General features: G+C 41.8%; 12 protein-coding genes. 2 read left to right on the forward strand and 10 right to left on the reverse strand.

Annotated features, from left to right (window positions below; all coding sequences use genetic code 11):
• Nucleotides 1-236 precede the first annotated feature (236 nt).
• From KXJ59_RS01555 to recQ, 10 genes are all read right to left on the reverse strand, one after another.
• Nucleotides 237-626: a hypothetical protein gene (locus KXJ59_RS01555; RefSeq protein WP_295200382.1), complete on the reverse strand. Its 390-nt coding sequence runs from the start codon at nt 624-626 to the stop codon at nt 237-239.
• Nucleotides 610-1629, reverse strand: a complete 1020-nt coding sequence (locus KXJ59_RS01560; protein WP_363265469.1) for an RHS repeat-associated core domain-containing protein — start codon at nt 1627-1629, stop codon at nt 610-612. The genes KXJ59_RS01555 and KXJ59_RS01560 overlap by 17 nt, the downstream gene beginning before the upstream one ends.
• Before the next feature lie 137 nt (nt 1630-1766).
• The gene (locus KXJ59_RS01565) at nt 1767-2276 is read right to left on the reverse strand and encodes a hypothetical protein (protein WP_295200386.1); all 510 of its coding nucleotides are present in this window, start codon (nt 2274-2276) and stop codon (nt 1767-1769) included.
• Between the two features lie 11 nt (nt 2277-2287).
• Nucleotides 2288-6691 carry a DUF6443 domain-containing protein gene (locus KXJ59_RS01570; protein ID WP_295200388.1) on the reverse strand — a complete coding sequence of 1468 codons (4404 nt, stop codon included), beginning with the start codon at nt 6689-6691 and terminating at the stop codon, nt 2288-2290.
• Between the two features lie 52 nt (nt 6692-6743).
• Nucleotides 6744-7148: a hypothetical protein gene (locus KXJ59_RS01575; RefSeq protein WP_295200391.1), complete on the reverse strand. Its 405-nt coding sequence runs from the start codon at nt 7146-7148 to the stop codon at nt 6744-6746.
• Between the two features lie 12 nt (nt 7149-7160).
• On the reverse strand, nt 7161-14291 hold the full coding sequence (locus tag KXJ59_RS01580) for a DUF5977 domain-containing protein (protein WP_295200393.1): 7131 nt from the start codon (nt 14289-14291) through the stop codon (nt 7161-7163).
• A gap of 42 nt (nt 14292-14333) precedes the next feature.
• On the reverse strand, nt 14334-15695 hold the full coding sequence (locus tag KXJ59_RS01585; RefSeq protein ID WP_295200395.1) for a hypothetical protein: 1362 nt from the start codon (nt 15693-15695) through the stop codon (nt 14334-14336).
• A gap of 479 nt (nt 15696-16174) precedes the next feature.
• Nucleotides 16175-16672 carry a biopolymer transporter ExbD gene (locus KXJ59_RS01590; protein WP_295200398.1) on the reverse strand — a complete coding sequence of 166 codons (498 nt, stop codon included), beginning with the start codon at nt 16670-16672 and terminating at the stop codon, nt 16175-16177.
• A 47-nt stretch (nt 16673-16719) separates the two neighbouring features.
• Entirely contained in the window at nt 16720-17451 is a 732-nt protein-coding gene (locus tag KXJ59_RS01595; protein WP_295200400.1) for an endonuclease/exonuclease/phosphatase family protein, read from the reverse strand.
• A 131-nt stretch (nt 17452-17582) separates the two neighbouring features.
• Nucleotides 17583-19874, reverse strand: coding sequence for a DNA helicase RecQ (gene recQ / locus KXJ59_RS01600; RefSeq protein ID WP_295200402.1), 2292 nt, complete (start codon nt 19872-19874; stop codon nt 17583-17585).
• 236 nt (nt 19875-20110) lie between these two features.
• On the opposite strand from recQ, the gene KXJ59_RS01605 reads away from it, so the two are divergent.
• Nucleotides 20111-21073 (forward strand): KpsF/GutQ family sugar-phosphate isomerase, encoded by a 963-nt coding sequence (locus tag KXJ59_RS01605; protein ID WP_295200403.1) that lies wholly within the window; start codon nt 20111-20113, stop codon nt 21071-21073.
• A gap of 112 nt (nt 21074-21185) precedes the next feature.
• Entirely contained in the window at nt 21186-22268 is a 1083-nt protein-coding gene (locus KXJ59_RS01610; RefSeq protein ID WP_295200406.1) for a mannose-1-phosphate guanylyltransferase, read from the forward strand.
• Nucleotides 22269-22372: the final 104 nt, after the last annotated feature.

The raw sequence follows: 22372 nt of genomic DNA on the forward strand, positions 1-22372 counted from the left end.
GATGATTGTTGCCTATAAAAAGGAAATTTACTACTCTCTTTGCACTCAACCCCTTCTCAAAACTCAAGTACATGCATAATTACATACATTCCAAACCAAACAAACTCTTCTTTTCCCAGATGTCCGGTATTCCGGACGCTTTTATTAAAAAAGTTCTCAGACGTTGCAGGGTGAAGTATGGGCATAAAAAAACCACCCCGTTATGTGGAGTGGTGGTTGTAAAAAGTAATTCAATTTTATTTTCTCTGCAATGTTTCAAGTATTATTAACACACCACCAATCACAATTCCGCCAATTAAAAACTGCAAGAAATAAAAGCTATCTGAATCAACCCTTCCTTCAAGCAGATAAATAATCAATGGCAGGAAAAATAAAATTACTCCAAGTCCAGATAACACTTTCTGGATAACAGTTTTTGAAAGCACAAATAAAACACACGTCACCAATCCAAGAAGTGTGTTTATGAAATAAAGTAAGCTATCGCTACCATTGTAACTTAAAATATTTCTAAAAAATTCAATCAATGCTCCATTCAAAGACATAATCATAACCTGAATTACAGGAAAAAATGATGTGACTACAAGAAGTAACGTTAACAGTAGTGAAACTTTATTTTTCTTTTTCATCACCTTTTGGGTTTTGTTGTTCAAAATATTTATTCCAAGCCTGTGGACTAATGACTTTGTCTCCCTGATAAACGCCCATGAAATTCCCATCTTTATCAACAGCAATTCTAATGTTTATTCCAAACTGTTTTTGCTGCTTATCACCTGCCAAAGTACGAAATGGTCCTTTATTCGGACCAGATTTTGCGGACCCCACTCCAAGAAAAAGTGAATTCCCTGCTTTATCTGTTACAAATGCCTCTGTACTTGGGAAGCCATCACCAGAAATTGAACCTGAAAGTGACAAAGTAGAAGAGCCATCTTTATTCATTGTAGTATTTACTGTAACATCTGTCCAGACATCAATATCATATGTAGGTCCACCCCAATCAATCCCAGGAATCAGAGCATCATTATCACCCGACATATGAGTAAAAATTCTGTTGCCATACGATTCATCATCTTCAATCTTTGCATCTGAATAAGCATTAGCACCGTAGTTCGATTTCGACTTTGCTCCAAAAGCATCATGTTTTTTAGACATGTCTTCTGTGTTGTAGGTTGTTACCTGACTTAAACGAGATGATGCCTCAGGCGATGTTGAAAATTTCCTATTTGCACCGTCTCCTTTCCACGCCCCTGCTCCAAAATTATTAAACGGCGCAAAACTTCTGACAACCACCTTAATCGGATACTGTCCATCTGGATCAATAAATGAAATGGGATTATTGAATGCGTAACCATAAGAGGATACTCCTGCCATTTTCTCACTCAAAGGATCAATATGATTCCACCTACCAATTTGTGCATCATACATCCTCGCTCCATAATCATACCAGTCAAGTCCACTACCATCACTAAATTCTTTCTCCTGTTTCTCTTTACCATTGTACTCATACTTGTTGTCAAGTTTCCCAGCAGCTTTACTACTAATCCCTGCCATCGTCAACCCGAATGGATAATAATGCGTTTCCTCCATCAAAGGGCCCCTGCTATGTGTTACCTGTACATTATCAAAGAACATCCTTCCTATCGTCAGGACAGGCTATCAACATTTGGTATTTCGTTGATTATATAGATATCCAAATATTCGAACGTTTTTATTTATAACGCTCTTGGACATTGCCTATAACAAAAGCCAACAGTGCCAATCTTTTGCTTTTACTTACTGTTCTTTAATAGCTCTATGGCATTAATTTTTTCATATACTTTATTCAAACTGTCAATATCCGTAGCAGTTCCAACTAAAAAAATTGACGTTTTTAATTCAAGTTGCTCATCAAAAAATATCCTATTTCCGCCTCCAAAAGCAAATATTTTAGCTGTTTCTTTTCTCATCTCTTCACAAGGTGGGAAACAATAATTAAGCACTGTTCGGTTTCCATTTTCATTTTCAATGAAATACCAAGATTTAAAAAGTGTAGTAACTTCTTTACGCTTTAATTTTAATATGCCATTCACCGGAATTTTATAGACCAGCTTACCGTCTTCTTTTATATCCTCCATTCCGTCTTTTTGATCGTAAGCTATCAAAACAATGCCTTTAAAGTTACGAGGCAAAACAAATACTTCTTCCTTTGCTGTGGTTTTTATATAAACCCACTCCCACACTACAGCTATAAGTATTATCAGTAATAAAGAGCATGTTATTATAGTTATCCTTTTTTTCATATATACTTAATTTATTTGCTCCAAGTAGCCTGTACTTGTTTATTCCAATCAGCGATATTAATTAATTTATCTCCTTGTTGTACACCCGTAAAGTTTCCTTTAGAATCAAATTTAATTTGCATGTTAACCGTAAATAAAGATTTTTTGTTATCGCCAAATAAATCTTTAATACCTCCTGTTTCTTTTTTTGCCCCTAAAAATAATTTAACTCCCGACTGGTCACTTATAAATGCCTCTGTGCTGGGGAATACATCTCCTGTGAACGTAGCGTTGACAGACAATGTTCCCGTCTTTAAGTTTTCTGTAATAGAAAAATTAGACTGTACATCTAATGAAGGTGTAGCAAACCCTGGAGTAACAGGGTCTTTTGCTGCATAGCTAACTCCAAACGAACCAATATCATTACCTAAAGAATTTTTTTCTGTACTCACTTCAGTAAATGTAGCCTTTGGTTCGGGTGTCTTTGACACCAATGGATATTTATCCCCCATACCTGCTTCTGGTGGCGCATACATTATTGTATTATCTGCACCCACACTTTTGTTAGTCAAAGCTTTTTTTTGAGGGTCATAAGTAAAATTGACAAAGGTTCTAGAAGTAGTTGTAGTTCTGTCTGTAGATACAGAAGGCCCTCGTCCATCTCCTTTAAATAAGCCACCAGCCACACTGCTTGCTGAAATAAAACTTCTCACTGATATAGGCCAAGGAAATTCTCCATCGGGATCTACAAAGGAGAGAGGATTATTTAAACAATATGTATAAGGCGACCATTGTACAAGTTTATCGGCTTTCTTGTCACCTCCCCAGAATCTCCCGAGTTGTGGATCGTAGTTTCTCGCTTGGAAGTCATATAACTCTAAGCCGTTGTTATCGCTGAACTCGTTTGATTGAAGTTCTTTGCCCCCAAACTTAAACCTATTCTCCAACTTCCCAGCAGCCTTACTACTAATCCCCGCCATTGTCAACCCAAATGGATAATAATGCGTTTCTTCCATCAAGGGGCCCCTACTATGTGTTACCTGTAAATTATCAAAGATCACATCAACATTTGGTGTTTCGTTGCTTACGTAAATATACAGGTATCCATTACGAGGTATGGTTAGATCTGATACCGAATGGGTTTTTAATTCATCATCTGATCCTACACGGTCGAAACCACTTGCGGTACTTACAAAATTAAACTGTTCATCAAACAATACCCAGTTTAAAAAAGCACGGGGTTTACCCGATGCATCGGTCTGGCTGCCCAACATAGAACTAAGCCCGGGGCTCAGTATATTATTGTTCACCAGGTCGGTATAGCTAAATTTGCCGCCCCCCATATTACTTACACCACCCGCCAGCGCCGCAATCAGTTCAGACAGGGGACTGGCCGGACTGCCGGGTGAATTGCCATTTAACCGGTACCAGCTTTTTGCATGCAGCCATACGGTATCGCCAGCCATTACTTTTAATACCATACTGGTACCCACCTTCGTACCACTGCCATTTAGCTTATGCACAAAGTCGTTCGGGTTCGTGTACGCATCTGTTGGATAATCGGCTATGGTTGATTTATTTACCCTTACACTTCCGCCATCGGGTATGGTATAATATAACTGCTCATTACCCAGTGTGGCTGTTTCCAGCGAAGCTACCGGGTAGGGATCGCGCTGGTACTCTTCTGTTAACAATACCCTGGTATTACCCAGGTGATCTTTAATAAAATAATCGTACACCCACTGCCCCTGCAGGTTCTGGCGCACACGGCCTTCTTCGTGCTGCACAAACTGGAGACTGTCATTTCTGTATACCTGGCCACCGAGGTAATCGGTAATCGTGGTATCATTGTTTTCCACCACTTTTTTACGCAGCTTGGTTCCTGCTGCATCATATACATAGGTAATGATACCAGAATCGCCATTGGCTTTTTTTACCTTTATTTCGAAGGGCAGGTTCAGGTGATTATATTTTATACCATTGCCACCATTCACCCTTACAATATCCTTATTCAGGTCTTTTACCAGGTTACCATTCTCGTCGTATGTATAATCGGTTACCGTACTGGTTTTGCTTCCGAGTGAAGCCATATAGGCGGTAGAACTTCTAAAATCGCCCAACCGGGTAAGGGTATCGTTCTCAGCATCCAGTACATTTTTCAGTTTATTGCTCTGCGACCAGTAGTTATATTGTAGATCATCTATACGGGCCGAGGCATTCAGTTTCATACCCCATTGCTGCATTCGCAGGATATTGCCATTGGCATCATACGCTGCCGAATAATCCTGTCCGTTACCCATGAGTACATCAAAATTAATATTGCCATTATCGGCATAGGCTGTTCCATTGTACTGGGTAAAATCGCCAAAAAGCAGGCGGTTGGCACGGTCATACCCATATCCGTACGATCTGCGTTCGGCATCGCCCCCGCTTCTCCACTGCATACCGGCAATATTGCCATTGTACTGGTTTTGTGTATAGCCCCAGTCGTAATTCAGCTCCATGCCAAACCAGCGTGTATTATTTCCGCGGCTGTATTCCCGGTTCAAACCCTGCAGCCAGCCCCTGATATTGTACGCATAATCCTGCACTTCCATTGCAGTGGTATCGGTTGATTTTTTCTGCCCCAGTTTTTTCTGTATCAATTGACCCATGGCATCATAGGTATTTCGTACGAGATAACGCTGGTTTTGGGTGCTGTCGTTCAGGGTTTTAATGATATTCAACAAACGCCCTTCTGCATCGTATTCCATCTGTGTAAGTGTTCGCAGGGTAAAAGCCGCTGCACTGTTCTGGTGGTACTGGTAGCTGGCTACCACTTTGCCGGTAAAATCGTACCTGCTGGTGGTAATATCTGTTCCGCCACGGTAATGATCCGACTGTACCTGTACTACGCGTCCTTTTTCATCGTAAAACTGTGTCGATTCGAGCCAGCCACCCTGGTCGAGGTTGTCGGGATTTTCAATCACTTTTATTTTACTGCCCGTACTCAACCCTGTTACCTGCATCCAGGCCGATGACGGCAATGCTTCTGTATGCGTCTGGTTAGCTGCTCCCGCCTGTATTTTATGGTTATCTGTTGTAGTATAAGTACGTGAAGTGTGTTCATAGTTATCGTAATACGTAACAGTTAACGGTTTCAGGTTATGGCCCGCTGGTAAGCTGTTGTTCCAAACGGTTATGTTTTCATTACTGCCCGTGTTTACAGTGAGGGTACCTTCCGCATTCGTAAAATGGCTGTTCATCCAATATTGCAATGCACTCCTGTTATCGTTATAATAGATGATACCTGTGAGTCTGGGTCTGTTGAGACCATCGTACCAGGTACCCATCCAAACCGACTGCTGTTGCATATTGGCGTCCTGTGTAAAACAAAGCCTGTCGCGTTCATCATATACCATGTATACCCAACCTGCGCCCGGTACTTTTTTGGCAATCATCCTTCCCTTGTTATCATACTCATACCGAAAACACAATTCCTGTGCAACAGATGATGACAGTGTCCAGCTTTGCTGTTGCAATGCTTCCACCGCTTTGGGGGGAATTACAAAACGCAGTTGCCCCAGGTCGTCGTATACATAATAAGTACATAACCAGCCTGTATGCGATGCCGAAGGGTTGCTGTCGATCTGTACTTTTTTTAATATTACTTTACCCTGCACATCTTTGTATTCTACCACACGGTTTCCCGCTTCGTCTGTCAACTGGTTTTCAGTGAGGCGTCCTGTAGCATATATGCCCGCATGTTGTGGCAGGTTTACCAGGTCGTCGGCAGGCAGGTAGCTAAGTGTATCGTAACCAATTGTCCATATCCGTACTTCATCAGTTGCATCATTCAGCAGGTAAGCGTTGCCGCTGCCCCTGTTACTTCCGGCCCAGCTATTACCGGCAGCCTGAGTTTGTAATACCCTGTTCAGGGGCGATTGTTCATACTGTGTAACCCCATAGTAAACCTGCTCGCCCTGCAACGATGTTTGTTGCTGAAAAAAAGCTTCCTGTAACGGGTACGGATCTGTTTTAAAACTACCATCAGCCTGCTGCGTACCCGATAGTGGTACAAATGGAAGGTACTGGTACACTACTCTTCCAAACCCGTCGTAATGAACCGGGCTCACCATATCTTTCTGACCGGGTGCTGCCTGTTTATTTACTGTTTGTAATGCCCGCCCCAAACCATCCATATACTGGGTAATTTCATTCCGCTGGGTTTGATTTCCGGCATTAAACTGGTTCTCACTGGTAAACGGATACCTGGCCTGCCGGGTACGTACATAATTTACCGGTACACTGTTGCTATATGCACCGGGACTGGCAGCCACTGCATGCGTTGGAGCAGGTACCTGGGTTACATTGGTTTGTGGTTTATTGGTTTGCGCCAGTATACCATTTACAAACAAAAGTGTGGTGATAAAACTGAGTCTTTTCCTGTATAACATTACGCTAAGATTACGTGATGACGATTAAGTATATTGTTTGGCAGTGAACGAATCATTCTTTGATCCTTCCCAATTGTACTTTTACTTTATTCTTTGTTCCTTCTTCTACTAGTTTACTGCGGCGCTGGGCCTGTATTTGTTCATATTGTTCCCATTGCTCTTTGGTTAGTATTTTCCGGATGGCTTTACGGTACGCACTATAATCGTTTTCCATTTGCTGCTTTCGCATTTCAGGCATCATAGGTGCCTTTTTCATCTGGTCTACTTTTTTCTCCTGTGTAATGGTGAGCTCTGTTATTTCTTTCACCTGTTGATCAGTTAACTTCAACAGCAACTGCATGTTTTTCATGCCTACTGCACGGCTGCTGTCGCGGCTGATGGCCTGCCCAGAAGCAATAAGTGTTCCGAGCATAAGGCATGCTATAAAAAAAGGACTTAGTATGTTTTGTTTTTTCATAATTAAGATGATTTACCAGATAATAATATAACCAGTACCGGTTGTTAGTTGATAATTAATATAACAGGGTGAATAACACGGATAGCCGCACCAGCCACTTGGATAAGATAATGTTGCACCATAATAGAGATAAGCATAGTATCCATAAGCACCATAGTAAGTATCAGATGTTTGCCATGCACACTGATCGTATGCTGTGTAATTAATATTCAGGTTATTGGCCGATGTAGGCACCGTTGCACTTGCATCGGTATAGAATCGTACTACGAGATCACCATAAGAATACCCATCAAAGTAATCATATACATTTTCTATTGTAAGCTGCGCATATACATCAGTTTGAATAGCTGTACAGGAACCATTGGCATTGGCGTAGGCCTGGCCATTGGCATTCACATCGTTGATGGCCTGCTGATTGGCATCGCTCTGACTGGTATTGGACGAATATGTATTGGCGGGTACGGTGTAGGTTACCTGTCCGCCTGTATAACCCGAACCGCAATTATTCCTGGTAAATGTGCCAGACTGTGCTGTGTTATAGTAGGTACAGGTTCCATTGGCATTGGCATAGGCATACCCATTTGCCATCATATAATCATAAGCGGCTCCATTGGCATGACCCTGACTGGTAGTAGATGTAAATGAACCTGCAGGTACTGTGAACAGTACTGTTGAACCAGTGCCACCCGATCCGCAATCGCTTTTCTGGAAATTTGCTGAATAAGCAACACTGTAATAGGTACAGCCACCATTATTATTGGCATAGGTTTGTCCATTGGCATTCAGGTCATTAATGGCATACTGGTTAGCATGCGCCTGGTCAATGTTTGAACTATACGCACCCGCATATACCGTATACAACACTGAGGAGCCAACCGCCGTTCCGGGGCAGTTATTTTTCTGGAAATAGGCTTGCTGCGTGGTATTGTAATAAGTGCAGGTTCCATTTGCATTGGCATAGGCCTGACCATTGGCATGGGCCGCATTTAATGCCTGCTGGTTGGCATCGCTTTGGCTTGAAGTAGAGCTATACGAACCTTCCGGTACTGTATAGGTTACCCATGAGCCGGTGCCACCTGTTGAACAATTATTACGCTGGTAACTTACCGATTGCGGTGCATTATAAAAGGTGCAATAACCATTGTTGTTGGCATAGGTTTGTCCACCTGCATTTACTGCATTAATGGCCAACTGATTGGCTGCCGCCTGACTTTCGGTTGAGCTGTACGCATACGCCGAAATGGTATAGACTACTGCTGAGCCAGTGCCACCGGGTGCGCAATTGTTCTTATAAAAGGTACCCGATTGCGCCGTATTATAGAAGGTACAATATCCATTACTATTGGCATAGGCCTGGCCATTGGCATTAATTTCGTTTATCGCCAGCTGATCGGCTGCTGCCTGACTGCTCGTTGAACTATATGCACCTGCCGATACTGTATAGGTTACTGCAGATCCATAACCACCCGATGCGCAATTGTTTTTATAGAATGTTGTAGACTGTGTACTATTATAAAAAGTACAATAGCCATTGTTGTTGGCAAAAGTTTGACCGTTGGCATTAATCTCGTTAATCGCCAGTTGATCGGCTGCCGCCTGGCTGCTCGTTGAGCTGTATGAGTTTGCCGGTACAGTATATGTTACCGTTGAACCCGTACCACCAGGCGCACAATTGTTCTTCTGGAAATTAGTCTGTTGTACTGTATTGTAGAAGGTGCAGTAACCATTATTGTTGGCATAAGACTGGCCATTGGCATTCACCGCATTGATAGCCAGTTGATCGGCCGCTGCCTGGCTGCTGGTTGAACTGTAGCTGTTAGCAGGTATGGTATAGGTTACTGTAGAACCTGTTCCACCAGGCGCACAATTGTTCTTCTGGAAATTACCCGACTGCGCCGTATTGTAGAATGTACAATAGCCAGTATTGTTGGCATGAGTCTGACCATTGGCATTCACAGCATTAATGGCCAGTTGATCGGCTGCCGCCTGGCTGCTAGTTGAACTATAGGTGTTCGCAGGTATGGTATAGGTTACTATTGACCCTGTTCCACCAGGCGCACAATTGTTCTTCTGGAAATTACCCGACTGCGCCGTATTGTAGAACGTACAATAGCCAGTATTGTTTGCATGCGTTTGACCATTGGCATTGATCTCATTAATCGCCAGTTGATCGGCAGCTGCCTGACTGCTGGTTGAACTGTAACTATTTGCCGATACCGTATATGTTACGGCTGAACCCGTTCCACCAGGTGCACAGTTGTTCTTATAAAATGTACCCGACTGTGTTGTATTGTAGAAGGTACAATAACCATTGGTATTAGCATGCGATTGACCATTGGCATTGATCTCATTAATCGCCAGTTGGTCGGCTGCTGCCTGGCTGCTCGTTGAACTATAACTATTCGCAGCTACCGTATATGTAACAGTTGAACCCGTTCCACCCGGTGCACAATTGTTCTTCTGGAAATTACCAGACTGTGCTGTATTGTAGAATGTACAATATCCATTACTATTGGCATGCGATTGCCCATTGGCAGTTACATCATCAATTGCTAATTGGTTAGCTGCAGCCTGGCTACTCGTTGAACTGTATGTATTTGCAGCTACCGTATAAGTAACGGTTGAACCTGTTCCGCCTGGTGCACAATTGTTCTTCTGAAAATTACCAGACTGCGCTGTATTGTAGAAAGTACAGTTGCCATTGGTATTGGCATAGGCTTGCCCGTTGGCAGTTACATCATCAATTGCTAATTGGTTAGCTGCTGCCTGGCTGCTCGTTGAACTATAACTATTCGCAGCTACCGTATATGTAACAGTTGAACCCGTACCACCTGGTGCACAATTGTTCTTTTGGAAATTCCCCGACTGTACCGTATTGTAGAAAGTACAATTACCATTGGTATTGGCATAGGCTTGCCCGTTTGCATTCACATCATCAATGGCCAGTTGATTAGCCGCTGCCTGACTGCTGGTTGAGCTATATGTATTCGCTGCTACTGTATAAGTAACAGTTGAGCCTGTTCCGCCTGATGCACAATTGTTTTTCTGGAAATTACCAGACTGCGCCGCATTGTAGAAGGTACAGTTGCCATTTGCATTGGCATAGGCTTGCCCGTTTGCATTCACATCGTCGATTGCTAATTGATTGGCCGCTGCCTGACTGCTGGTGGAGCTGTATGTATTCACCGCTACTGTATAGGTTACCGTTGAACCCGTACCCCCCGACGCACAATTATTTTTCTGGAAATTACCAGACTGCGCCGCATTGTAGAATGTACAGTTACCATTTGCATTCGCATAGGTTTGTCCGTTTGCATTCACATCATCAATGGCCAATTGGTTGGCAGCCGCCTGACTGCTGGTGGAGCTGTATGTATTCGCCGCTACTGTATACGTAACGGTTGATCCTGTACCACCCGGTGCACAATTATTCTTCTGGAAACTTCCCGACTGCGCCACATTGTAGAAAGTACAGTTACCATTTGCATTGGCATAAGCTTGCCCGTTTGCGCTTATATGATTTTGTGCAAGTTGATTTGCATCAGCAACGCTAATAAATGAACTGTAAGTATTGGCCGGAACAGTATAAGTTACCATACTTCCTGTACCACCAGGAGCACAATCATTTTTCTGTAAAGTCTGACTTTGTGTTTCATTATAATAACGAACCGCACAATCCGATTCCTGTCCGGTATAAGAATAGCATATCTGTTTAAGAATATTTTGCTGATGGTCTCTTATGAGATGTAAGCGGCCGAGCTGATCATATTCATAATACACGATTTTTCCTGATGCATCAGACTGACTCGTCATACCCGTCAGTTCTTCATATGTATAAGTAATCATTTGGGCATTGGATGGGAATAGTCGTAATTCATCTATTATACCCGACCCACTCACAGTTACCGTAGACACGCCCGTTACACGATGTTCATAATAGGTCCAGCCATTGGCAGAAATACCGGTTTTCACACTACCGGTGGTACCACTTACGGTTAATGCACCCGATTTACTCCAATAGGTTACCAGGTAAGAACTATTTGCAAGCAGACCTGTTTTGCTTATTGTGGTTGTACCAATATCATACGCTCTCCTGCCGGCAATGGCTGTTGCTGCGCTAACGTATTGCGTGTCTATTCCATTCCATCCACCCTGCATATGGGTTTCAAATGAGGTATATGCAAAATCACCTGATGTTGCATTAGCCACTTCTGCAACTGGTAGCGAGTGGTTATAATTCCACAGGTAACTCATTGTCACACCATTTCGTCCTTTATATTGTATCAGGTTACCATAAACATCATACGCCTGATAACTGATATCTGTATCAAGTGTGTTACCAAAACGGGAAGAAAGTGACGACGATTGTTTTACCTGACCGGCATTAAAAAATGAATACTCGTTTCTTTGTGTTGAAAGTAAAGTGGCATTTTTATATAGTTTTTGCTCTATTACCTGGTCAATCATATTTCGCTGTAGCATAGTATCTCTTACCGCAGTAGCAGGTAGGTCAAAAGGATAGCTGAAATGGGTACGACTGGTGTCGCCTTTGCTATCAATGGTGTAGCTGCTACGTAATTGCAGGTAGTTAGAGTCGTACTGGTTATTAGTTGTCTGGGTTAGCACAATACCATTATCATAACTTTTTTCTGTTGAGCTGATCAGTTCACTATACATACCGGTATAGATGTTATATGAAACCAGTTCGTATATATAAGAAGAAGGTGGAGTACCGGTATGGTTCTCATATGAAATATAGGCTTTGGCAGCAGGAAGACTGTTGCCATGGCTTGTGAAAGAATCGCCCAGTGTTGTTGGCAGACCACTATAGTATTTATAAACATTATCTGTTTGTGCGATTAATGTAAGTGAGTCTTTATGATGTCCTTTGAATATTTTTTTTCTGATCAGGTTTCCTCTTCTCCACTCATTATTGTACGATGCTGTTACAAACGGAAAAGCGTTTCCATTCACGTAGCCATTGGAATGATATACTTCCGGAAAATCATCAACTGTTGTGTATTCAAATTCTGTAGCCCCATTTATACCACCTGTTTCATCAACCTGTTTTACAGTTACATATTTGTAACCAACAGGACTCCCCTGTGTATACCCCAGGTCATTATTTGGCAATGAAGTTCTTGTGATATATGAAGCATTATTATACATAAACATATAATCATACTTTGGCAGGTCGATCATGGTACCTGAAGAACGGGTAGTATCTGTACTATTCAGATAACTGTACACATTGGAAATGGTTTTTCCTGTTACAGGGTCAGCCAGTTGTATTTTTTTGATCCGCAAACCTCCCGCTGCTTTTTTCTTCCGGTATATTTCATCATCCCAATTGGCCAGTACAAAATCAGTTGTGGCATTGAGCGCATCGCCCATATACGTACAAACAATACTGAATTGCTCACCGGCCGTATCGGTAACTGCAACCGGTATCACCAGTGGCAATAATGAATCTGTATTGCCATGCGCATTTGAATAGGTTGCCTGCCCAATCATACTACTGTCAATACTCCTGTAAACTTTTATATTCAATACTGCTCCTGCCGGCAGGTAAGCAGGCTGTACCTGTAATTTTGTGGTCCAACTGATGGTTCTGATCAGTATTTGTTTTGACTGACCAATATCTCCTCCTTTAATTGAAGTATTCCTGGGTATGTACGTATTGGGGAGTTGTATGTTTTCACAATCATTCTGTTCAAATTCATACGAAGCAGAACCACCGGTAGGGTAAGTAATTTTCTTAACCTGATTGGCTCCGGTGAAAGCTGAATCAGCATCCCTGTTTGCTCCTGAAAGATCGTAAGGTTGCCCATTATAAACGGTTCTTACCGAGGGTACAAGTGTGAGATTATTTTTTCCATTGTAGAAACCCCAATGATCCCTCGCAAAAGAACTAACCCTATTGGGCAGATGTAATGATTCATTATAAGTGATCGTAGTAGTAAGTGGTCGTAACGGATCTGTGATATCGGATACAGATTTTAATTTCAGTCTGATCTCATTGCGCTCAGTACCCTGCACACAGGTAGTTGACAGCGCCACTTCTCCTGTTGAACCGAAATAGGCATACTGAAGTACAATATGTTTTATGATCTTCTGACTGGAATTTCTTACAATTATTTCTTTCAGGTATTTACCTCCATAAATATCGCAGCGTTGCGGATCGGAGGAGCCGTTAGCAATAAACTCAATTGTACCTCCCGGGAAATTGATTTTTTTCAGCAACTGCGCTTCCTGCGTAATCCTTGTTTGTGAAGCGATATCATCTCTTACGGCACCACCTGCAGAAGTACGTTCAAAACTGGTATGTGTTATACCCTGCAGATAACTGAATACCGCCTGCTGGTATTCGTATGTAATTTTTTTATCACTCTCGGGTACCTGAATTTCTGATAACCACCAGGCCGAGTTAGCAGTAGTTGAAGCAGCTCCTCTCTCCAGAAAAGGTACAGATACAGATGCATCCCTTACATTAAACTTATACCTAGTTCCATCCGTACCCACCATATTCCATGATTGGATTCCATCTTCACCAAGACCATAACTAAGTTTTATTTTCTGGTGTGGGATAAAATTTGGCGCCTTAGATATTTTATCGAGTAAAAATTTACCACTTACATTCAAACCACTCATATAAAAAATATCTGGTTCTGCATCCTCCATACCACTGATGTAGCGAACAATTTTTGCATGGTTTGTATCGGATGTAGCTGGTGCATAGTTTAAAACAGCCGGTGCGTTCATATAACCTTCCGGCGTTTCATCAGGAAGTCCCACCATTGATCTCGACACCTGATACGCGCCCGAAAGGGTCCAGCCCAAACCTACCCAGGAAGCAACTTCTTCTACCTTATGCCCACCGGCATGATAGGAAAGGCCAATTGGAATACTTAGTTTACCCACTTTTATTTCATAGAGAGGAATGGAGATGGAAGGAATACCGGTGTAGGTATTTACCGGCATATCAATGTATTTATTAATGGCCGCAGCTTCCGGTGATGGTGGCACGATACTCATTTTCGCGGGTTGCGTAGATGACTGGCCATTTACATGTAACTGTAACAGCAGGCTGCAAAAAAACAATACAGTAGTCAGCCTCATTTTTCTTTGGTACATTATTCTCATAACAATAGTTCTCTTTCCGGTTAGTTTAATGTATTTCATATGTTAAAACATATACCCTATTCTAAACTTCAGTGCCGTTGTACGTGGGGTTTGTGAATAACTCAGGAAATCCCATAACAACTGAAGGTTGCCATTTTTTTTACCTGCTTTAAATTTTTTAGTCATGCCTATCAAACCACTTTTCTGCCAGGCGTCAAGGTTTTGAAGCAGGTCAATTCTTGAAAATTCCTGTTGGTGATTCAACTCATATCCCCCACTGATCCATATACTGCCTTTCAGCCTGATATCCATATAACTGCGCAAGCCCACTCCCTGATGTGTGATACGCATCTGGCTGAAATTTTTACCCCATCCCATTTTATACGACATGCCTGTGCCAACTACTGCATGATCAGTCAGTTTATATCCTGCTGTAACAGCAATATCTGTGGTAACCGGAAGCCAGCCATTGGGTCTTTGCGATTGTATATTCATTCCCCACTCAATTCGTTTCCAGAATGTTTTTGTTTTTTGGGTATTTGGTTTAAAGTCGGGCATTTCCATATCGCCACTTCCACCCATGCTGTTTAGCTTGTCTTTCAGTTTGTTTAATTCTGTACGTGCCGCCTGTACCTGTGTTTGTAAATATTGGGCCGGGCTACTGCCGCCTGTAGCACCCTGTAATTGCTGACCTATCATCTGTTGCGTGCTACTGCGTGTCTGGAGCCCGGCTATTGCACTATTAGCCGGTAAAGAACCCGGTACCTGAAAAATTTGCGACAACATACTATTACGCGACATAAAGCTGGTAAACTGTGGATGCTGTTTGGCAACGGTCAGTAATTGTTTGGCCAACTTATCAGGCTGTCTTAATAAGTCCCGGTACTCGTTCAATTGTTGCTGGTGATAATAAATTTCTTTCTGGAAAGAAGTTAATGCCTGTAATCGCCCCTGCTTTACCAGAAGGTCTTTTAAAACATTACGCCTGTTACGTAATAGCGACTGTATCTCAATACTGTTCTGCCAGTGTTTCTGGAAAATATGGAGGTCGATCCCAAGTTGCTTTAAAGCAAGTGAATAATTACCTAACTGTTTTTGAAGAAATTGAATTCCTGTTACCAGGCTATCGAACATGGGTTGATATTCGGTACCGGGTTTTTGCATTGAATCTGTGTTATCCGCATTCACTAAACCAGCTTCCAGAGATTGATAAAATTTTTTCCCCTCCATGCCAGTGGTAATACTATCAGGGAAACCCAGTTTTTTTTCAAACATCCTCGATTTAGCAAGCAGTTTTTTATTCTTTTTCCTGATGCGCCGAGTTAGTTTTTGATACTTAGCCGACAGCTTTTCCAATGCACGATCAGATAATACCATTTTACCCGGAACGGGTTTATTCTCAATAGTTTCAGGCGTTTGTGACAAACACGCTGCGGATGAAAATATAAGCATTAGTATGGTCAATACTCTTCTACTACGCATAAGGATTCTGCATATTAGTTTCGGAAAAAAAAACTAAGATCGATACAAAACAAAGTCGTATCAATATCAAAATGATCCGGGTAAATTCAGGGGGGTATCAATATTTGTATCTGTGTAGGGGGCAACAAATACAGATGCTAAATGTACAATGCGCAGGGGGGATTGCATATACATTTACAGAACAAATCTATGCGAAGAACTGAAAAAAAAAAATATTTTTTCTTACCCTTTTAAAAAAAACAACTGGCACATTCAATCAATCTTTATAAAATAAGCTAATAGTATTTGTTCTGACTTTTATTATTAAATCCAATTCACAAATACCGATAATTTAGCATGCCCTCTTTCCGCAATTAATCTGAAAAGCCAGATATCCTACTTCTTAATACAGATTGCTCACATAATTGACACCGCATGGTTAATTACTGCTTTTCATCCAGCAACATATACTTTTTCACCCCATTAATCATCATTTCATCCAGCACATTCACCAGGTTGCCATAACTCGATGCCTGTAATGGTTTGATGAGTACAACAGGCTCTGCATCATCGCCGAAATAGGTTTTTACCTGTTTTATTTTGGCCTGTAATACGGCTCTTAATCCTTTATTGCTGTAATCTGTTAGCTGAATATTTTTTTCATTGCTGCCTTCATAATAGCGAATGATATTATTACCATCGAGCAATAGAGAAATGGTTTTTCTTTCGCCGGTTACTGTGGGGTTATCTGTATTGCTTTCATCGGGTAAGGGCAAAAGAATACTCGTTGGCTCACTCAATGCAGTGGTGAAAATAAAAAAAGTAATGAGTAGAAAACCCAGGTCAACCATGGGTGTAAGATCTACACGGGTAGATAATTTTTTGTTGCGGTGCAGGCCCTTACGGTTCCTGCTTTCGGGTGTTTGAATCTCTGCCATCATCAGTCGTTTTTAATAAGATGATTTTATGGCAGTATTCCATACTGTAACTATTGCCAGTTTAGTTGAACCATCACCGGTCTGTGATCCGAAGCTACAGGCTCATTTAATACTTCGGCCTGAAGAACCGATACTTTTTGTTTGTGATGCATGAGAATATAATCGATACAACGATCGGGTTTATCGGAAGGGAAACTAAAGGCATTTGAACTCAATAATTGAAAATGATGTTGCAGCAATTGCATCATCGGGCTGCCGGGAATATCATTTAAATCGCCCGCAAGCAGAACGGGTTTTTGATATGCCTTTATTGCTTCTTCAATAATTTTTACAGAACCAATCCTGTCTTTTTCCGTAAGTGAAAGATGCGTACAGAAAACTACATAGTGTTCAAACTCTACAATCAATAAAACCCTTGGTTCTTCGGTTCCGGGTAATGGAATGGTTTTCTGATTTACTGGCTTTTCTTTCGACAATACACCCACTCCATATTTACCTCCCTGAAAAGCAATGGCGGCACCATAACTGGCATACATGCCTGTTGTTTCAGACAGTTCTTTCAATACATCAACTCCTTTACTTCTCTGTGTAACACTATCGAGTTCCTGCAAAGCAATAATGGAGGCTTTTGATTGAGTGATGATGTTGGCGATGCGTTTATAGTTGGTTACATTATCCATGCCTTTGGCATTGCGGATATTGTAACTAAGGATGCGTATTGGTTCAGCGGGAGAAAAGGAGCGTAAAATGAATGTGATAAGAATTAAAAAAGATGTCCGCATTTATTTGAATGTTTTTTTACCACAGAGTTACACGGAGTGAGGCGCAGTCCAAAGGACCCTTAGGGGGAGTTTCACAGAAGAACACAGAAGGATATACTTTCGGACTTACCGACTTCCGGACTCCCGACTCACTAATTCCCATACACACTCAAAAACTTGATCCGCATAATTTTCAACTGCTCCCAGGTATAATTATTATCGCTCAGTTCCTGTTGTGCTATCTGGAGTGATGAAGTTTCGCAGTTTTTGAAATATTCAATAATTTCTTCCTGGTCGTATTCATCCAGCCATTCATCAATAGCGTAGTCGAGGTTGAGTTTGGTACCGCTGGCAGCAATGGTTTCCATTTCTTCCAGCAGCTCATCGAGTCGCAGGTTCTTATTCCTTGCAATGGTTTCGAGTGGAATTTTTTTATCTACATTCTGGATGATGTAAATTTTATTGTTGGCTTTATTGGCCACACTCTTCATTACAAAATCATCCGGTTTTTCGATATCGTTTTCCTCCACATATTTGGCCACCATTTCCACAAATGGCTTACCATATTTTATGGCTTTGCCCTTACTTACACCCTGGCATTTTTCCAGCTCTTCCAATGTAGTAGGATACAATGTGGCCATATCCTGTAAAGAAGTTTCGAGGAAAATGACAAATGGCGGTAGGTTTTTTCGTTTGGCTTCTTTCTGACGCAACTCTTTGAGCATTTCAAACAATTTGTCATCGGCCGCCGCCCCGGTTTGTGCTCCGCCTTCACCTTCTTCGTCATCGGCATTGGCATCTTCAAACAGGTTATTCAATACAATTTTAAAGGAGGCAGGCTTCTTCAAAAACTTTTCACCTTTCTCTGTTATTTTCAGGAGGCCATACTCTTCAATATCTTTTCGCACCAGGTTTTCCAGCATAATCTGTCGAACCAGGCTGTTCCATAAATGCAGCTCCCTGTCTTTGCCAATACCAAATACTTCAAGCTGATCGTGACGGAACATGCTGATCTGTGGCGTGAGTTTACCCGTAAGCACACTGATTACATAGTCTGTAACAAAACGTTCATCCAGTGCTTTAATCGTTTTCAGCACCTGTACCACTTCTTCTTTAACTTCAATTTTTTCTTTCGGGTTTCTACAATTATCGCAGTTACCGCAGTTTTTTTCACCCCAATCTTCTCCAAAATAGTGCAGCAGTATTTTTCGGCGGCACACCGAACTTTCGGCATAAGCCACGGTTTCATCAATCAGTTGTCCGCCCACTTCTCTTTCACTCAGTGGTTTGTCGCGCATGAGGTGTTCCAGTTTGGCCACGTCTTTATGCGAGTAATACAATACACAAATACCTTCCAGTCCATCGCGTCCTGCCCGGCCGGTTTCCTGGTAATAGTTTTCGATGGATTTGGGAATATTAAAATGAATCACAAATCGGATATCGGGTTTATCAATTCCCATTCCAAATGCAATGGTGGCCACAATTACCTGTACATCTTCATTCAGAAACTGGTCTTGCCGGTCGGCACGTAATTTCTGATCAAGTCCGGCATGGTAGGCTACGGCTTTAATATTATTGGCTACCAGCAGTTCGGCAAGCTCTTCGGTGGTTTTACGGTTAAGTGTATAAATGATACCGCTTTTGCCTTTGTGCTGGCTGATAAACTTCACAATATGTTTAACCGTCTGGTCTTTTTTAATCTTTGGTTGAATCTCATAATAGAGATTGGTACGGTTAAAAGAAGAGATAAAAATATTGGGTTCGCGTAAGCCGAGGTTCTTTACAATATCGCTTTGTACTTTGGGTGTGGCTGTTGCTGTTAATGCAATAACGGGCACATCGGGGTTAATGATGTCCATCATTTCCCTCAAACGGCGGTATTCAGGTCTGAAATCGTGACCCCATTCTGAAATACAGTGTGCTTCATCAACCGCAAAAAAGGAAATTTTAAGATCGGCGAAATATTCCAGGTTCTCCTGCTTGGTTAATGTTTCGGGTGCCACATAGAGCAGTTTGGTTTTACCACTGTCGAGGTCTTCCTTAACTGCTTTTATCTGGCCCTTATTGAGTGAGGAGTTGAGAAAATGCGCCACATCGTCTTTTTCGCTGTAACCCCTTACAAGGTCTACCTGGTTTTTCATCAGGGCAATAAGGGGCGATACTATAATGGCACAGCCTTCGAGTATCATGGCGGGTAACTGGTAACAGAGGCTTTTACCACCACCAGTGGGCATGATGACAAATGTATCCTTACCGCTTAATAGGCTGCGGATAGATTTCTCCTGTGTGCCTTTGAATTCCCGGAAACCAAAATAGGTTTCCAGAGCCCCATGAATATCAAAATTGGCTTCTGCCAGTTTTTTTGTGGTCGTTTTTTTACCTGCTGCGGCAGATTTAGGTGTTGTGCCCTTTTTTGCTGGGGCTTTTTTTGTACTTGTTGCCATGTATATACAATCAGTTTACCGCACCGGCGGAACCCTTTATAACCATATAAGTTAATGATTTTACCGGAATTTTCACTTAATATTTGCCCATCGGCTTAAGAGGAAGTGTTTCCGGCGGAACCGGTCCATGGTGGCCCTTCTGAGGAAGCTACCTGCTTTTTTCGAAAGGACGGCGAAGTTAACGAAGAATGGGCTGATTACATAGAGTTTGCTGTTAAAGTTTACCTTTGCGTGGCATGAAAAAAACGATTGTACAAACGGCATTAGCAACCATTGAGTTGGAAGCGGCTTCCATTGCTGGTCTTTCGGTTTTTATTGATGAAAATTTTGATAAAGCCATTCACCAGATAGCCCTTTGCAAAGGCAGGATTGTGATCAGTGGCGTAGGTAAAAGCGCCATTGTTGCACAGAAAATTGTAGCCACCCTAAATTCTACAGGTACCCCTGCACTTTTTATGCATGCAGCCGATGCCATTCATGGCGATCTGGGCATGGTTCAGCAGGATGATATTGTATTACTCATCAGTAAGAGTGGGGAGAGCCCTGAAATAAAAGTGCTGGTTCCACTCATTAAAAATTTTGGCAATACCCTTATCGGAATGGTAGGTAATACCGAAAGCTCCCTCGCCAAAGCGGCTGATATTGTTTTAAATACTACAGTAAGCCAGGAAGCCTGTCCCAATAACCTCGCACCCACCAGCAGCACTACAGCGCAAATGGTAATGGGCGATGTACTGGCCGTATGCCTGATGGAGTTAAATGGTTTTTCGGACCATGATTTTGCGCGTTATCACCCGGGTGGTAATCTTGGCAAACGTTTATACCTGCGTGTGGCAGATCTGTATACTAATAATGAAAGCCCTAAAGTATTACCCGATACTGGTTTAAAACAGGTGATTGTAGAAATTACCGAAAAAAGATTGGGTGTTACCGCCGTGGTAGACCCTCAAAATAAAGTTCTGGGTATTATTACCGATGGCGACCTCAGGAGAATGCTTGAAAAAACAAATGAGCTGAGCACTATTACTGCTGCGGATATTTTTTCGCCCAATCCAAAAACCATCGATCCGGGTATGCTTGCCGTAGAAGCATTGGAAGTGTTAAGAAACAATGATATCAGTCAACTTATCGTTGCCGAAAACGGAACTTATATGGGTATACTACATATTCACGACCTGATAAGAGAGGGGATTATATAAATAAAGGAATAAGAAAGTAAGAGATAAGACACAGGAATTGAAACTATTTCATTGCGCTGCTAAATTAGCCTGTAATATTGCAGGGCTGAAAAGGGGATCAAATTAATTAGGAATGAACAAACATCATTATGTGGCCATCATGGCCGGCGGAATTGGTAGCCGATTCTGGCCCATGAGCAGAACAGCTTATCCAAAACAGTTTCTTGATATTTTACATACCGGAAAATCATTGTTACAATGGACCTATGAACGGTATGCGAGTTTTATTCCGAACGAGAATATTTTTATTGTTACTTCCGAAGAATATGTTCCTATTGTTCAGAAACAACTGAACCTTTTACCTTTTGAAAATATTGTGGCAGAACCCAGCCGTAAAAATACAGCCCCCTGTATTGCATATATTTCATTTAAACTATTACAGAAAGATCCGGAAGCTTCACTCATTGTGGCTCCGAGCGATCATATGATTTTAGACAATGAAGCTTTCAGGGCCGTTACCATGAAAGCACTTGATTTTGTAAGTCATATCAAATCATTGGTAACGCTGGGAATAACCCCCACCCATCCGAATACCGGTTACGGATATATACAACACGATAGTATGACGGTGGCAGAAGGTATTTACAAAGTAAAAACCTTCACCGAAAAACCCAACCTTGAGCTGGCGAAGACATTTATAGGCAGTGGCGACTTTTTGTGGAACGCAGGTATTTTTGTTTGGCAGGTAAAAAATCTTACCAAAGCATTTGAGCTTCACCAGCCTGAAATGTTTGAACTTTTTGAAGGCATTAAAGACAGTTATAATACCGGTGAGGAAAAAGCAGCCATCGACCGCATCTATCCTTTGTGTACCAATATTTCTATTGATGTGGCCATCATGGAAAAAGCAGAGAATGTATATGTAATTCCTTCTTCTTTTGGCTGGAGCGACCTTGGCACCTGGAACAGCGCTTATGATAACCTCGAAAAAGATTATCTCGGCAATGCAGTAGCCAGTGATAACGTAATTGTAATTGATGCCACTAAATGCATGGTATCGGCACCAAAAGAAAAACTACTGGTATTACAGGGGTTGGATGATTTTATCGTGGTTGATTCAAAAGACGTATTGCTTATCTGCAAAAGAGAAAAAGAACAGTCGATTAAAGAATATGTGGCGGAAGTAAAAAGAAACAAGGGCGACAAGTATTTATAATAATTTTCAAGCCACAGGGTTACAGGTTATCAGGATTATACTCTGTGAATCTGTGGCTTACACTTCTCCTCCAAAAACCTTCTACAATCTTACCGAAGTTCCCT

It is taken from the genome of Sediminibacterium sp., from assembly GCF_019264485.1.
Lineage (GTDB): Bacteria > Bacteroidota > Bacteroidia > Chitinophagales > Chitinophagaceae > Sediminibacterium.

Bases quoted from the DNA above. Each gene is read 5' to 3' on its own strand.
- KXJ59_RS01595 (WP_295200400.1), bottom strand. From the start codon at position 17,451: ATGCGGACATCTTTTTTAATTCTTATCACATTCATTTTACGCTCCTTT.
- KXJ59_RS01565 (WP_295200386.1), bottom strand. From the start codon at position 2,276: ATGAAAAAAAGGATAACTATAATAACATGCTCTTTATTACTGATAATA.
- KXJ59_RS01575 (WP_295200391.1), bottom strand. From the start codon at position 7,148: ATGAAAAAACAAAACATACTAAGTCCTTTTTTTATAGCATGCCTTATG.
- recQ (WP_295200402.1), bottom strand. From the start codon at position 19,874: ATGGCAACAAGTACAAAAAAAGCCCCAGCAAAAAAGGGCACAACACCT.
- KXJ59_RS01605 (WP_295200403.1), top strand. From the start codon at position 20,111: ATGAAAAAAACGATTGTACAAACGGCATTAGCAACCATTGAGTTGGAA.
- KXJ59_RS01555 (WP_295200382.1), bottom strand. From the start codon at position 626: ATGAAAAAGAAAAATAAAGTTTCACTACTGTTAACGTTACTTCTTGTA.
- KXJ59_RS01560 (WP_363265469.1), bottom strand. From the start codon at position 1,629: ATGTTCTTTGATAATGTACAGGTAACACATAGCAGGGGCCCTTTGATG.
- KXJ59_RS01580 (WP_295200393.1), bottom strand. From the start codon at position 14,291: ATGAGAATAATGTACCAAAGAAAAATGAGGCTGACTACTGTATTGTTT.
- KXJ59_RS01590 (WP_295200398.1), bottom strand. From the start codon at position 16,672: ATGATGGCAGAGATTCAAACACCCGAAAGCAGGAACCGTAAGGGCCTG.
- KXJ59_RS01610 (WP_295200406.1), top strand. From the start codon at position 21,186: ATGAACAAACATCATTATGTGGCCATCATGGCCGGCGGAATTGGTAGC.
- KXJ59_RS01570 (WP_295200388.1), bottom strand. From the start codon at position 6,691: ATGTTATACAGGAAAAGACTCAGTTTTATCACCACACTTTTGTTTGTA.